This is a genomic window from Myroides sp. WP-1 (genome assembly GCF_014145635.1).
In the GTDB taxonomy this organism is placed as follows: Bacteria; Bacteroidota; Bacteroidia; order Flavobacteriales; family Flavobacteriaceae; genus Flavobacterium.
In genome coordinates this window covers 32192-47179 of the sequence record NZ_JACHTC010000007.1, presented here as the reverse complement: position 1 = coordinate 47179, position 14988 = coordinate 32192, and the positions used below count along the sequence as shown (strand labels likewise).

Genomic DNA, 14988 nt, shown 5'->3' with positions numbered 1-14988 from the left:
GTTCTATATCGCTACGTTTACCGCTACTCTAAAATTTCTACCTGGCATAGGAAAATTTGTTACTACTTCATAGTACTGATTGGCTAAATTATGAGCTTCTAAGCTCACCTTCATTTGCCAATTCTTCCACTTTATTTTTCGTTGTAATGCTACATCGTGGGTATACCAAGGTTGTAATTCATTGCGTTTGTTGTTATTTTTATTTCCATTGTATCGTTTCCCTACATAAATAAAGCTGTAATTGACGCTCCATTCTCGATAGTCTAATCCGACCATGGCAGATCCCGAATGCCAAGGAGCATAGGGAATTTGATCTCCATAGTAGGACGGTTTTCCAGTAGGTGTAACGCTTAAATCTTGTGCAACCGTATACTCATAGGTAATCCCTACATGAGCCATTACATCAGTTAAAGGTTGCCATGTCGTTTTTACTTGACTTTCGATACCATAACTTTCAACCTCTCCTAGATTAGACATCATCCAACGCATCATACTCGATGTAGGTGAAGCAATAATCTTATCGCGAATCTTAGCATAATACCCATCAACGGCAAAGTAGAGTTCTTTTAACCCTTTTGAAGTAATCGGTTGTTGATGAGAAAAACCAAACGTAAGTTGACGGGCATACTCTGGTTTTAAGTGAGCGGTTCCCATTTGTGTATAGTACAAATCGTTAAACGAAGGCAATCGATAGGTGTGTTTGTAAAAAGTGTGAAGTTCAAATTGGCGATTCTTCCAAGGATGATAGCTTAGAAAAATCGAAGGAGTAAATACGCTGCGATCAGGTGCTTGATAATTATGCTTCACTTTTTCTTTTGTAAAAGTACCCAATACAGCTGCCTGTGCGTTCAATGGTCCTATATTTATTCTAGTTGATAGTGCTGTATAAAGGGCATAACGTTCAGGAAAAGAAAATAGAGATTCTTGTCCCACTCTACTCGCAAGAAGTTTATTGTATTGCATATCCGTTGCGATATCAACCGTCCAATACGGTTTAAGAGTGAGTGAATGAGCAGCAGACACATACCAATCTTGTTGCTCATAGGTGTTGTCAAATTGAGGATTATACGTTACCTCATCCCCTTCAAAAGCAACTGTTTTTCTTGCCTTATAATGCATTTGATCGTAGGCAAACTTTCCTTTCAGCACAAATTGATAGAACGGCGATACTTTGCGTTTCCATTCTGCTTGCAGCAGCACATTTTTATCGCCTTGTTGTTCGTTTTGCTTTTCTGTTGCTTCCGTAATATCACTTTTCTTTATAATAGCACTCGGTAAACCACGTTGAGATTGATAGAAATACGCCGTTGCTTGCCAAGTATTAACGTTGTCCTTTCCAAACCAATTGTTTTCGATTCGGTAGGATTCAATACCACTATTTTTTCGATAATCTGTGAGATCATAAGCAACGGAACCATCTAGATTATGGCGTTTTTGCCTGAATTTATACCGTCCATTAGAATAAAGATATGCTCCGCTAATACGGGTACTTACTTTTTCATTGACTTTAATTTCGACACCTGCTGAAGGATTGACCCATTGAATAGATCCTAATGTGTAATTTACATGTCCTTGCACCCTTTTCTTATCGTCAAAAACAGGTTGTTTCGTTTGGATAGACACCAAAGATGCCGAAGCAAATTCTTTAGCAGATTGAAGTGTTCTGCTGCGTTGTCCGTTGTACAGTTCAATTTGTTCGATATTATCAAGAGAAAACTTACCGAGATCAACGATTCCATTTTGAGCATTTCCCAATTGGATACCGTTGTATAAAACTCCAACATGATGGGTTCCCATATGGCGGACATCTACTGTTTTCATTCCACCCATACCTCCGTAATCCTTTACTTTTACACCGGCAAAATAACGTAAAGCATCTGCTACAGTATATTGATTCAAGCGCTGTAGCGCTTCACCCTCTAAACGTTGAGGAGGAATAACATCCATTGCCTTTTCTTTTTGAACGACAATTTCCCTTAATGTTGTTATACTGTCTGTAGGCTGCTGGGCATAGCTACTTGAGGATCCCATAAACCACAAAAAAACAACCAATAAAAAGTACTGTACCTGCATAAGTGTAAATCATTTCGACACACAAACGCATAACCCGTATACACATTAGCAAAAAGACTATGTGCATAAAAGGAACAACGTTTACTGTTTTGGCATCGAAAACATGAAACAAAACCTAAAATGGCAGGTATTCTGACTTACTCTTAGCAAGGTCCTTCCCATTTTACACAGTGGACAACTAAGCTTGCTAAACCAATGAGCTTACAGCAGCGGGCCTGTTGGAGACTTACACTCCATTCCCTTTTGACATCTTCTTGTTACAGAAGAACCATTTTATTAAAAAACAAAGATAGAAAAAATGCTTTATAGTTACGGAGCGTGGTTGTCCGTTATTCATACCCTATAAAATCAAAAAAGCTCTCCGTGAAATTCAGGAAAGCTTTTCATTGGTCTAACTACTAAACCTTAGTGCTTACGCACTTAACAACACAACTAAGTTTTACACTCTATTAATTCAGTGATTATTAGAGGGCAAAAAAAGCCTCCCACGAAATGAGAGGCTTCTTTTTTACTGGCGGTCTGGACGGGACTCGAACCCGCGACCCCATGCGTGACAGGCATGTATTCTAACCAACTGAACTACCAAACCAGTATTAACCATAAAATCATTACAGCGACAAAGATAGACTTTTTTTAAAAACTACAAAGAAATTTATTCTTTTCTTCGTCTTTTTCGCTGACTCAAAATTGCTTTTGAGTTTTGCGGTCTGGACGGGACTCGAACCCGCGACCCCATGCGTGACAGGCATGTATTCTAACCAACTGAACTACCAAACCTTGTCTTTATTGCTGTAATGCGGTGCAAATATACGACCATTTTCTACACTTCCAAATCCTGTGAGAAAAAAAATTAAACTTTTTTTCATCAAAACCAGAAGCCACCTGAGTTTCAACACTATATATACCTAAAAAAAATCAACTTTTTTTGAAGCTTTTTTGATTCACTGCGCTTTTTGAAGGAATAATTCCTTTTCTATTTCGCTCCAAAACACCTTCGCACTCGTATTTTTTATTCTTTTTCAACCATTATCCTCAAATTCTCCTTCATTTTTTATGCGCTGTTTCTCCTTTTTTAGCTCTTTTTTGTTCTACACGTACTCTTTTTTTCTGCTCCACCACGCTATCCTACACTTCTTTTAATCTAATTCGTGCTCTTTTTTTTACTTTACACCTCCTATTACACCCTCCTTTTTGCTCTCAGCGATCTATTATTTTTCTTTTCTTACAAAAAAGAGCAAAAAAAAACAGCAGTAAATTCTAATTCACTGCTGCCTTTTTATCTTTTTTAATCTTATCAATGCTTCTTATAAAGCGTCGTTGATTAAATCTTCATATGTTTTTTTAGGAGCTACTCCTACTTGACGACCTACAACTTCTCCATTTTTGAATACTAATACTGTAGGGATGTTGCGAATTCCATATTTTGAAGCGAATTCTTGGTTGTTGTCTACGTCAACTTTTCCAACTACTGCTTTTCCTTCGAAATCTGTACTTAATTCAGATACAACTGGAGCTAACATTTTACATGGTCCACACCATACTGCCCAAAAATCTACTAAAACTGGTTTGTCTGATTTTAATACTACTTCTTCAAATGTAGCGTCTGTTATTTCTAATGCCATGATAATACTTTTTTTTACGTTATAGGACAAAACTACTAAAATTATTATACTTACCTCATCCTTTTTAATCAATTTTATCTATTTGGTAATATACAAAGCTAATTCCTCGCGCTTTCGCATTCTCACAAACAAGCAGTTCTATATCTTGTAGTCTTTAGATCAACTCCCATCCTGAATTGGAGTATACGAGTACAACACGGGTATTGAATAATGGGAGATTGAAATTGAACGTGGCTTTTTTGCTATTTTTACTAAAAAAAATGTCTACCGATTTAGCAAACTTACAATCCCTACTGCTCCAACATTTGGATCTAACCTTCAGCACCTGTACTAAAGATCCAGAATGCGAAGACTATTCAGGTCAAAATTGTGTCTTATCTTCTTTTCTTGTTAAATTCCGAAAGGCAAAAATTACCCCCAAAAAGACAGGGCAGTTTGTTACTGTATGGCAAAGAAACATTGCGGGAATCACAATCCCTTTCACCTCAACAGATCCTTTTGATTTCTACATTATAATGACTGAGGATTACAATCGGATAGGATATTTTATTTTTCCTCGATCTGTATTGAGCGAAAGAGGCATCCTTACAACTGCTAAAAAGGAAGGAAAGCGCGGATTTCGCGTCTATCCTGATTGGGACACACCAACGAACAAACAGGCTACACAAACCCAACAATGGCAGAGCTTATACTTTATTGACTGTACCGCTATAACCCCTCAAGTTTTAGAAAAAGCGAAAAACATCATACAACAGTTTTCCAGCTAAATAAAAAAGCCTTGGTCTTTCAAAATCGACCAAGGCTTTTGCTATTTTATGTATCGTCTTCTAGTTTAACTTAAACATTACTTGCTGACGTTCCAATTCTTCTAATAAATCGGCACTGATAGTAATGCGGCTATTTCGACTAGCCATTTCGATGCGATTAACAATTCTAAATTCTTCTTTCTTTTCTTCTAATTCAAACGTCAATTCTTCTCCATCCATCATTTCATCAAGTGGTTCACCATCTTCATTCACAGTACGGATCATTGCAATTGGCTTAATTTCTTCTTCCAACTCCACTCTTTCCAACTCATAAATATCAAAGAAAACCTGTTTATCTCCATTGTATTTATCAAGCGTAGCTTTAATCTCGTCTAATTTACCTTGGTTTACATCTTTAATATTCATTTGTACCACAAGTTGTTTTGCGAATGAAGGTATCACTTCATGCAACAATTTCATCTCCATGAATTGCAAGCGAGGTTCACCGCGTTCGCCCGTATCTTTTCGAATCCATCCTTCGTTTACTTGGACGCGCACAAAGACAAAAGTATTGGTCAATAAAAAGTGTCTAAACTTTAAGAAATCCTCATTAAACAAACGAAATTCAAAAGATTCGTCATACCCTTCAATAGTAAAAGCAGCCCAATCTTTTCCCTTTGCAGAAGTTCTGAACTGAACATCACTGATCATTCCACCAAAGCTCACAATACGCCCTGTAAAGTTTTCTAAACGCGCCAATTCTTCCACTCGCACATTACAGAAACTTTTCAATTCAAAGCGAAAATCATCCAATGGATGTCCTGAAATGTAAATTCCTACAACCTCTTTTTCCTTCGCGAGTTTTTCCATGGTACTCCATTCTTCACAAGCCGGTAAAAGGGGTTCTGGAATTTGAACTTCGCTACTGTCTCCAAACAAACTTACTTGCGCAGAATTTTCACTTTCTTGCGTTTTAGCCCCGTATTTAATAGCTTTTTCTAAGAATGTATTTGGATCTGTTGGATCTGTATAGAAATACTGAGCGCGATGTGTATTCTCAAAACAGTCGAATCCACCTGCCAAGGCTAAATTTTCGAATGCTTTTTTATTAGCAGCTCTCAAATCTATTTTCTTGGCTAAATCAAATATAGATCGGTAGCGACCATTTGTTCTATTATCAACAATTGTCTTTACAGCACCTTGTCCCACTCCTTTTACAGCTCCCATTCCGAATCGAATCGCATACTCATTGTTCACCGTAAATTTATAGAACGATTCATTGACATCAGGGCCTAATACGTGTAATCCCATGCGTTTACATTCCTCCATAAAGAAAGTTACTTGCTTGATATCATTCATATTATTCGACAGTACTGCTGCCATATACTCTGCAGGATAATGTGCTTTTAAATAAGCCGTTTGATAAGCAATCCACGCATAACAAGTGGAGTGCGATTTATTAAAAGCGTAAGATGCAAAAGCCTCCCAGTCTTTCCAAATCTTTTCTAATACAACAGGGTCGTGTCCTTTTTGTGCGGCTTGATCTACAAATTGAGGCTTCATCTTATCCAAGACGTCCTTTTGTTTTTTACCCATTGCCTTACGCAAGACATCGGCTTCCCCTTTTGTAAACCCAGCTAATTTTTGTGACAAAAGCATTACCTGCTCTTGGTATACCGTAATTCCATAGGTTTCCTGTAGGTATTCTTCACAAGCATCTAAATCATATACAATAGGTTCTTCCCCGTTTTTACGGCGAATAAATGACGGAATATACTCTAACGGACCTGGTCGATACAAGGCATTCATGGCAATTAAATCTGCGAAAACCGTTGGTTTTAATTCGCGCATGTACTTTTGCATCCCGGCAGACTCATACTGGAACACTCCAATAGTTTCACCGCGCTGAAAGAGCTCATAGGTCTTTTGATCGTCAATGGGAATCAAATCAGGATCAATTTCAATCCCTGTTCTATACTTAACAAGTTTAATGGTATCCTTAATTAAGGTAAGGGTTTTCAACCCTAAGAAGTCCATTTTCAACAATCCTGCACTCTCCGCAACGGAGTTATCAAACTGAGTGACATATAAATCAGAATCTTTCGCTACAGTAACAGGAACGAATTTCGTGATATCATCAGGCGTAATAATTACCCCACAAGCGTGAATTCCCGTATTTCGCATGGAACCTTCTAATATTTTGGCTTGCTGAATTGTTTCTGCAGCTAGGGAATCTTCTTTCGCTAAGGCGATTAATTCTTTGACCTTATCAAACTCTTCACTTCGCAAAGCGCCTTTTATCACATCTTCACTTTCTGACAAGAAGCGCGCTAAGTTCCATTTAGAAGGCATCATTCCCGGGATCAGTTTGGCAATTCGATCTGCCTCAAACAACGGCAAATCCAATACACGAGCAGTATCTCGAATCGCTGATTTGGTCGCCATTTTACCATAGGTAATAATTTGCGCCACCTGATTAGATCCATATTTATCAATTACATAATCCATAACCTTACTACGTCCTTCATCATCGAAGTCGATATCGATATCGGGCATGGATACACGATCTGGATTTAAGAAACGCTCAAAAAGTAAGTCGTATTCAATGGGATCAAGATTGGTGATTCCCAAGCAATAAGCTACTGCAGAACCCGCAGCAGAACCACGTCCCGGACCAACAGAAACTCCCATTTGACGAGCAGCAGCAATGAAATCCTGTACAATTAGGAAATACCCCGGATATCCGGTGCGTTCAATCGTTTCTAATTCAAAGTCTAGACGTTCACGTATATCCTCAGTTACTTCAGGATAACGACGCTTCGCTCCTTCATAAGTTAGGTATTTTAAATAATTGTTTTCCCCTCGTTTTCCAGAACCATCACCTTCAAGATCTCTCGCATCTTGGAATTCTTCGGGAATATCAAATTTAGGTAATAGTACGTCGCGATGTAAAACAAATGGTTCTACTTTATCGACGATTTCTTGTATGTTGTAAATTGCTTCAGGTAAATCCTCAAACAATTTTTTCATTTCTTCTTCTGATTTGAAGTAGTATTCTTGATTAGGCAATCCATAGCGATACCCTCTACCTCTTCCAATTGGGGTACTTTGTTTTTCTCCATCTTTTACACATAGTAAAATATCATGTGCATTGGCATCTTTTTTATCAAGATAGTATGCGTTATTGGTTGCTACCATTTTGATGTTGTGCTTACGCGCTAATTCGACCAATACCTGATTAACGCGATTCTCATCTTCTTGACCATGGCGCATTAGTTCGATGTACAAATCCTCACCAAACTGCTCCTTCCACCAAACCAAAGCTTCTTCTGCCTGACGTTCACCAACATTCAAAATCTTACCTGGAATTTCTCCAAACAAGTTTCCGGTCAACACCATAACATCTTCCTTGTACTGTTCTACCACACTCTTATCAATACGCGGAACATAGTAGAAGCCATCTGTATAAGCAATAGAGGCCATTTTTGCTAAATTGTGATAGCCATTTTTATTCTTTGCCAACAAGACAACTTGGTATCCGTTGTCTTTCTTGGTGCGATCCAAGTGGTTTTCATTGATAAAAAACTCACAACCCACGATAGGTGTCAACAAAGGCAAAGCCTCTTCTCCTTGCTCAAGTCGTGTTTTATTTTGTGCTTCTATCCCTTTATTATGGTTATTCACAGCCATTACGAAATGGAATGCTCCCATCATATTACCGTGATCCGTCATAGCAATAGCAGACAAATTCATTTCTCCTGCTTTTTTAACCAAATTGGCAATACCAATGGTCGATTGCAAGACAGAAAATTGAGTATGTACATGTAAATGTGCAAATCGAGCTTGTTGAAATTGTTGACGTTCTTCTGTAGAGATCGTTTCCGCAGCACTTCCTTGCATTTTAGCAAGACGAGCTCTGATTTCATCTGAAGCTTTCTTTAAATTGATGTGCTTTAATCCAACAGGTTGAAAAGGCTGAGGATTACATGCTGTATAGCGTTCAATATAAGTATCATCACATTGTAATTCCTCTTTAGAAAACGTTTGTCGTTTTACTAATTCAAGAAAACAACGCGTTGTTGCCTCCACATCGGCAGTAGCATTATGTGCTTCTGCAAAAGCTTCTCCAAATAAATATGTATGTAACTCCGTTAAAGTAGGCAATTTATAGCGTCCACCTCTACCACCAGGTAATTTCAGCAATTCGGCAGTAACTTCAGTACAGGTATCTAAAACAGGCATTTGCGTCAATATGCTATCAACACCCATACGATAGAATTCACATCCCATGATGTTGACGTCAAATCCGATATTTTGTCCAACGATAAAACGCGCTTTGGACAAAGCGATATTGAATTTAGCTAGTGCTTCTTCCAGCTCAATTCCTTGTTCATCTGCTAATTCAGTAGAGATACCGTGAATTCGTTCCGAGTCATAGGGAATGTTGAATCCTTTTGGTTTAATCAGATAATCTTGATGTTCAACAAGTCGTCCCATATCGTCGTGTAACTGCCAGGCAATCTGCACACATCTTGGCCAGTTATCAGTATCCGTTAAGGGGGCAGACCAACTCTTCGGAAGCCCAGTAGTTTCCGTATCAAAAATTAAATACATACTTGATTTATAGATTATTAACCCAAAAACAGGGGGATTTGTAACAATTTCAAAGGTACAAAAAAAGCCGCTTACTTCGTAAGCGACTTTTTCCAATATAAATAAATTTACAAATCTCTATTTTCCTTTTTCTAGTGGAATTCTATAGAATGTACCACCGTCAAATGTTTTTCTATCTACGTAGCGTTTGATCGGATTATTCATTTCATCCACTTCCGTTTCAGGTAATTTAGACGCATTCATGTTGATAGCAAATGTTCCGGAAATCGTTCCTGGCACTTGTTTATCCGCAGAATCTAGGATAATATATCCTGGGCGATTAACTGGTTTTTGATCCTTTAATGAAAGTGCATCTGTAGAATACATAGAAGTAACGACATCAAAATCATTTAACACCAAATAATCCGCTTTAATATTTTCTGTTGCGTTAAATTCATATTTCGCACCAAACTCATAGTCTGGCAAATAAATTCTCAATTGAGTAGAATCGGTTTTAGCATCAATAATCAGCGTTTTGTCATTAACCACATAAGCTTTAAAACTTTGCGGTTTATATTCTGTAAAATGACTATATGGATTCCCCTTAATTTTCGCTGTATCAACTATCGCGTCTAATGTCATTGTAGCATGCATACCAGGATTTGAAAATTTAACATCATTTTCACATGCCATAAATCCTAGAGCTAAAGCAAATATTCCTATTATCTTTCTCATATTGTACTAACCTATTAGTGATATATATACATCGCAAAAATATATTTTTTATTGTTCATAAAAAAATTTTTTTAATAAAACTTTAACTTTGAAAACAAAGTACTATTTATATTTCCTTAAGATTAAAAACTAATGCACCCCTATACGAGGGTCAACTCTTCAATCTTTTGAGAAAAATACAATTTTTACGCTTTTCAATTTAAGAAACCGCCTACTTTTTTTACATTATTCACAAAAAGGAGAAGTAGCGTTTTCCAACGCGAAAAAAGTCTGTTTTTTCCAGCGACCAAGAAGCGACCAAGTAGTAATAAAACAGAGAAAAACAACGCTCTTGTGCTTGATCACACTATTTGATCAAACATAACTCGTTTGTAATCAAGCCTCTTAGAATTATATTTTTTCTATTTTAATCCTTCAACTAATTAAAAAAGTTAGTATCTTTGCGCAAATTTTTAACCGAGGTCGGGTACCTCAAACAAAACAAATTATTATGTCTGTAAAAATTAGATTACAAAGACACGGTAAAAAAGGGAAACCTTTTTACTGGGTAGTAGCTGCTGATTCACGCGCTAAAAGAGATGGTAAATACTTAGAGAAAATCGGTACTTACAATCCAAACACTAACCCTGCAACTGTTGAACTTAATGTAGATTCAGCTGTTAAATGGTTATTCAACGGTGCACAACCAACGGATACTGCTAGAACATTACTTTCTTACAAAGGTGCTTTATTGAAACACCACTTACAAGGTGGGGTAAAAAAAGGTGCTTTAACACAAGAGCAAGCTGATGCTAAATTCGCTGCTTGGTTAGAAGAGAAAGCTAACAAAATCAACGCTAAGAAAGATGGTTTAACATCTTCTAAAGCTGCTGAGAAAGCACAAAAAATCGCTGCTGAGAAAGAAGCTAACGCTAAACGCGCTGCTGCTGCTCAAGAAGCTAAAGCTGCTGCTGAGTCTGCAAATGTAGAAACTGAAGAAGCAACTGAAGAAAACAACGAAGAAACTCAAGCATAATTTCTAAGCGATATGCATAAAAAAGATTGTTTCTATTTAGGCAAAGTCGCAAAAAAATTTAGCTTCAAGGGGGAAGTTTTGATCTATTTAGATACAGATGAACCTGAGTTATACGAAAATTTGGAATCAGTGTTCGTTGACTTTAACGGACAACTGGTTCCTTTTTTTATTGAAGACGCTTTTTTGCACAAAAATGATTTCTTACGAGTAAAATTTGAAGATTGTAATTCCGAAGAGGATGCCGATCGTATTATTGGTTCAGAAATATATTTGCCTTTGAGCCTATTACCCAAATTAGAAGGGAATAAGTTCTATTATCACGAAGTGGAAGGTTTTGAAGTGGTTGATACAACTTTGGGTTCTATCGGAACTTTAGTGCGTATCAACGACAGCAACTACCAAGCCCTTTTCGAAATTGACCACAAGGGAACTGAAATTCTAGTACCCATGATCGACCAATTTATCGAAGAAGTAGATCGCGAAAACAAAAGATTAATTCTCCATATTCCTGCTGGTTTAGTAGACTTATATTTAGATAATTAATTCATCGTTGATAGTTAAAAAGAACCGCCAAGTGAAGATCTTCACTTGGCGGTTCTTTGTTGGTTATTACTTGTTGGTTGTAAAAATTTTTGATTTAAGGTGAAAATAACTCATAACCGATTGCTGATCACTTATAGCAAGAACCAGCTCTAGATAGGTTTTCTTGTATCATTTAGTTAAGATAAATCAAGCTATGTATGGTAGTGCTATCTTTACTAGTAAAGCGAAGATAAAAAAAAGGTCAACCGTATTTGGATTGTTCATCTGATAACTGATCTCTGATCACAGATAACAAAAAATTCTCTACTTTTAATAGAAAAAAAATGAAAATCAGTGCAATCAGTAAACTTACCATTAATTCGGGGGAAGAAATAAGAGCCAAAGAAATAAGAAAAGGTATTTTTGAACTTATTCAACGCGATTATCCCTCTTTTTCAAAAGAGGATTACATCACTCTTGGGGAACTCAATCGATATAGACGTTTATACCTCACCGAACTAATGCTCCAAGAAAAAGGAGAACTGGCGATCCTCGATCAAGATGTTGTAAATGCAATAAAAAACAATGCCATTCTCTCTGAGAATATTCAAGATGACATCGAAACCAAGTTAACACTTGGGCAGAAAATTGCAGATAAAGTCGCCGCTTTTGGTGGAAGCTGGACCTTTATTATCACCTTTTTTTCCTTTTTAATTATTTGGATGGCCATCAATATTTGGGTGTTTACAACCAAACCTTTCGATCCCTATCCCTTCATCTTACTCAATTTGATCCTCTCCTGTTTAGCGGCTATTCAAGCACCTATTATTATGATGAGCCAAAACAGACAAGAACAAAAAGATAGACAACGAGGAGAACACGATTACAAAATCAATCTCAAAGCAGAATTAGAAATCAAATTACTCAGCGAAAAAATAGATCACTTACTCGTCCATCAGAACAAAAAACTCTTGGAAATTCAAGAAGTTCAAGTAGACTACTTGGAGGATTTAATGAAAGAAATTAAAAAGAATAAGTAAGCGGGGTTTGTGTGCTTTGTGAGGTTTGTGAGGTTTGTGAGGTTTGTGAGGTTTGTGAGGTTTGTAAGGTTTGTGAGGTTTGTGAGGTTCGTGAGGTTCGTGAGGTTCGTGAGGTTCGTGAGGTTTGTGAGGTTTGTGAGGTTTGTGAGGTTTGTGAGGTTTGTGAGGTTTGTGAGGTTTGTGAGGTTTGTGAGGTTTGTGCTTTTAAGACTCATCATCTCACCATCTATCTCACCTAGTTTATATTGGTTTTGGTGTTCGATGAATCTACACTGCGTTTCGATTTCACCAACTCATCAACTAACCAACTCATCAACTAACCAACTAACCAACTAACCAACTCATCAACTAACCAACTCATCAACTAACCAACTCATCAACTAACCAACTCATCAACTAACCAACTCACCAACTCATCAACTCACCAACTCATCAACTCACCAACTCATCAACTCACCAACTCACAACACTCAACAAAAATGATTCCATTAGAAACCTTAGGAAAACGCATTTGTATAATTGGCAATAGTGGTGCAGGAAAATCTACCCTTGCACAGCATTTAGCACAGCAGCTCGATTTGGCGATTTGTCACTTAGATCAACTGGCTCATATTCCTTATACCAATTGGCAACCGAGAGATCGCGAACTCCTGCGTTCAGATCATCAAACGTTTTTAACGCAGCATGATCAATGGGTCATCGAAGGAAATTACAGCTTTCTCATGCCAGAGCGTTTTGCTCAGGCAACTGCCATCATTTGGTTAGACTTCTCTCGATGGAATTCCCTTTATCGCTATACAAAGCGCGCCTTACAAAATGACCCCGATCGAGCAGGAAATCTTGAAGGTGCAACACAACAATTTAATTGGAACATGATTCGCCATATTCTTTTTAAATTCCCTAAAAGCAAAGCCAAATACCAAAAGTTAGTAGAAACCAGTGGTCTTCCTTATGTACGTATTACTTCCTTTCAAGCATTGATGAAAGCGTATCAAACGTGGGGATTGTAATAGTAATTCACGTTCCAACACGACTGCTTTTACTTAATCCGTTTCTTCCAAACTAAAAATATCTTCAACAGCCACTTCGAAGTAACGAGCAAGTTTCAGCGCTAAAACGGTTGACGGAACGTATTTGTTTTTTTCCATTGCATTGATTGTTTGCCTACTTACACCAATGATATTCGCTAACTCCTCTTGCGTAATGTTCTTAATGGCCCGCTGTACTTTTAACGTATTCTTCATGGTTCTACTCCTTGTTTTGTCGTAATAAAAAATGAAAGCGCAAAATAAATAAAATCAACATGGTAAACATATTATAAACCATTACGTAATAAAATTCCATCCCATAAACAAATAGAAACAACAAGAGCAAGAGCACGTAATTAATCAAAAAGGACCACTGAAAAGATTGCAAACGCAACTTTGAAATAAATTCATCTTCTATTTTTTCTCTTGAAAAAGCAACTAATAGCCCTCCAATCAAAAATAAACTCCCCATCAAGGTAGAAGTAATATTGGTTTCGATAAAGCCAAAGTAACTCGTTTCACCTTTAAGGAATGCGCTTCCCACTAAGGTAAAAACATTCATCTCTAAAAAAGGGATATCGTCTTGTAACACGATAACGGCGTAAATCCAAATTACAACACTAATTGCCAATAAGGTCCACCCTATCTTTTTACACGAATGAGGTAATAAAAATTTTGTTTCCATAGTAAGTTGATTATAAAGTTGATTCAAATGTAATAAAAACTCTTTACAATGTAAGAAATACTTTACATTTAGTCGTAATATCTTTACTAAAAAACTAGTTATATCTAAATAGTTAAGGTATACACTACAGTTAATCTCAGCATTCAAAGATAAATTGCCTTCCCTACTCTTGCATTTTTTGTACTTTTGAAACACAGAAATTATACTTATTCTTATGTTTCAATTCAAACAATTCACCATACAACAAGATCAATGTGCCATGAAAGTGGGTACAGATGGCGTGCTTTTAGGTGCTTGGACACCTGTTGACCATAACCCTAATAAAATATTAGATATCGGTACGGGTACGGGACTCATCGCCTTAATGTTAGCACAACGCACCCATGCAGAACAAATTGATGCCGTTGAAATTGATGCAGATGCACACGAACAAGCTATAGACAATTTTGAAAATAGCCCTTGGGGTGATCGATTATTTTGCTACCATGCTGGATTAGAAGATTTTGCTAATGAAATGGATGAAGAATACGATTTAATTGTATCGAATCCTCCTTTTTACAGTGAAGACTACTACTCCAATGATTCAAAGAGAGATAAGGCTCGTTTTCAAGATTCACTGCCCTTTGAATTATTAATTGAAGCTGTGGAGTATTTTTTATCAGAAGAAGGTGTGTTTAGTATTATTGTCCCTGCTAAAGAAGAAGAACGCATTATTTACTTAGCTGCAGAGTTTGAAATCTATCCGATGCAAGTAACACGCGTAAAAGGAACACCTACCAGTGAGATAAAACGCAGTTTACTTGCCTTTTCAAGAAAGCGCATAGAGAAAATTCCTCTGAATGAACTAACAATTGAAGAAAAAAGACACTGTTACACCCCTGAATTCACTACCCTAGTTCAGAATTTTTATCTAAAATTATAGTGTTACA

General features: G+C 37.1%; 12 protein-coding genes, 2 tRNA genes and 1 riboswitch. Of the genes, 6 read left to right on the top strand and 8 right to left on the bottom strand.

Features of this window, described 5'->3' with window-relative positions:
* Window positions 1-3: 3 nt before the first annotated feature.
* The 4 genes from H4K33_RS08605 to trxA form a co-directional block, all read right to left on the bottom strand.
* Complete coding sequence (locus H4K33_RS08605) at window positions 4-2073, bottom strand: TonB-dependent siderophore receptor (protein ID WP_182648050.1); 2070 nt, start codon at window positions 2071-2073, stop codon at window positions 4-6.
* A gap of 104 nt (window positions 2074-2177) precedes the next feature.
* Window positions 2178-2361: riboswitch (cobalamin riboswitch) on the bottom strand.
* A 224-nt stretch (window positions 2362-2585) separates the two neighbouring features.
* Window positions 2586-2662, bottom strand: a tRNA-Asp gene (locus H4K33_RS08600).
* A 114-nt stretch (window positions 2663-2776) separates the two neighbouring features.
* A tRNA-Asp gene (locus H4K33_RS08595) sits at window positions 2777-2850 on the bottom strand.
* A gap of 527 nt (window positions 2851-3377) precedes the next feature.
* The gene (trxA, locus tag H4K33_RS08590; protein ID WP_182648049.1) at window positions 3378-3695 is read right to left on the bottom strand and encodes a thioredoxin; all 318 of its coding nucleotides are present in this window, start codon (window positions 3693-3695) and stop codon (window positions 3378-3380) included.
* 260 nt (window positions 3696-3955) lie between these two features.
* On the opposite strand from trxA, the gene H4K33_RS08585 reads away from it, so the two are divergent.
* Window positions 3956-4462 carry a MepB family protein gene (locus H4K33_RS08585; protein WP_182648048.1) on the top strand — a complete coding sequence of 169 codons (507 nt, stop codon included), beginning with the start codon at window positions 3956-3958 and terminating at the stop codon, window positions 4460-4462.
* A 60-nt stretch (window positions 4463-4522) separates the two neighbouring features.
* Here the strand turns inward: H4K33_RS08585 and dnaE are convergent, their stop codons facing one another.
* Both dnaE and H4K33_RS08575 read right to left on the bottom strand, forming a co-directional pair.
* Window positions 4523-9055 carry a DNA polymerase III subunit alpha gene (dnaE, locus tag H4K33_RS08580; RefSeq protein WP_182648047.1) on the bottom strand — a complete coding sequence of 1511 codons (4533 nt, stop codon included), beginning with the start codon at window positions 9053-9055 and terminating at the stop codon, window positions 4523-4525.
* A 117-nt stretch (window positions 9056-9172) separates the two neighbouring features.
* Complete coding sequence (locus tag H4K33_RS08575) at window positions 9173-9769, bottom strand: DUF6252 family protein (RefSeq protein WP_182648046.1); 597 nt, start codon at window positions 9767-9769, stop codon at window positions 9173-9175.
* A 490-nt stretch (window positions 9770-10259) separates the two neighbouring features.
* On the opposite strand from H4K33_RS08575, the gene H4K33_RS08570 reads away from it, so the two are divergent.
* From H4K33_RS08570 to H4K33_RS08555, 4 genes are all read left to right on the top strand, one after another.
* Complete coding sequence (locus H4K33_RS08570) at window positions 10260-10784, top strand: 30S ribosomal protein S16 (RefSeq protein ID WP_182648045.1); 525 nt, start codon at window positions 10260-10262, stop codon at window positions 10782-10784.
* Between the two features lie 12 nt (window positions 10785-10796).
* Window positions 10797-11327, top strand: a complete 531-nt coding sequence (gene rimM, locus H4K33_RS08565) for a ribosome maturation factor RimM (RefSeq protein ID WP_182648044.1) — start codon at window positions 10797-10799, stop codon at window positions 11325-11327.
* A 323-nt stretch (window positions 11328-11650) separates the two neighbouring features.
* Window positions 11651-12346 carry a DUF1003 domain-containing protein gene (locus tag H4K33_RS08560; RefSeq protein ID WP_182648043.1) on the top strand — a complete coding sequence of 232 codons (696 nt, stop codon included), beginning with the start codon at window positions 11651-11653 and terminating at the stop codon, window positions 12344-12346.
* A 479-nt stretch (window positions 12347-12825) separates the two neighbouring features.
* Window positions 12826-13356: an ATP-binding cassette domain-containing protein gene (locus tag H4K33_RS08555; RefSeq protein ID WP_182648042.1), complete on the top strand. Its 531-nt coding sequence runs from the start codon at window positions 12826-12828 to the stop codon at window positions 13354-13356.
* Between the two features lie 33 nt (window positions 13357-13389).
* On the opposite strand, the gene H4K33_RS08550 is transcribed toward H4K33_RS08555, so the two are convergent.
* Window positions 13390-13590 carry a helix-turn-helix transcriptional regulator gene (locus tag H4K33_RS08550; RefSeq protein WP_182648041.1) on the bottom strand — a complete coding sequence of 67 codons (201 nt, stop codon included), beginning with the start codon at window positions 13588-13590 and terminating at the stop codon, window positions 13390-13392.
* Window positions 13591-13594: 4 nt separating this feature from the next.
* Window positions 13595-14059 (bottom strand): hypothetical protein, encoded by a 465-nt coding sequence (locus H4K33_RS08545; protein WP_182648040.1) that lies wholly within the window; start codon window positions 14057-14059, stop codon window positions 13595-13597.
* Between the two features lie 214 nt (window positions 14060-14273).
* On the opposite strand from H4K33_RS08545, the gene H4K33_RS08540 reads away from it, so the two are divergent.
* The gene (locus tag H4K33_RS08540) at window positions 14274-14981 is read left to right on the top strand and encodes a tRNA1(Val) (adenine(37)-N6)-methyltransferase (protein WP_182648039.1); all 708 of its coding nucleotides are present in this window, start codon (window positions 14274-14276) and stop codon (window positions 14979-14981) included.
* The last annotated feature ends 7 nt before the right edge of the window (window positions 14982-14988 follow it).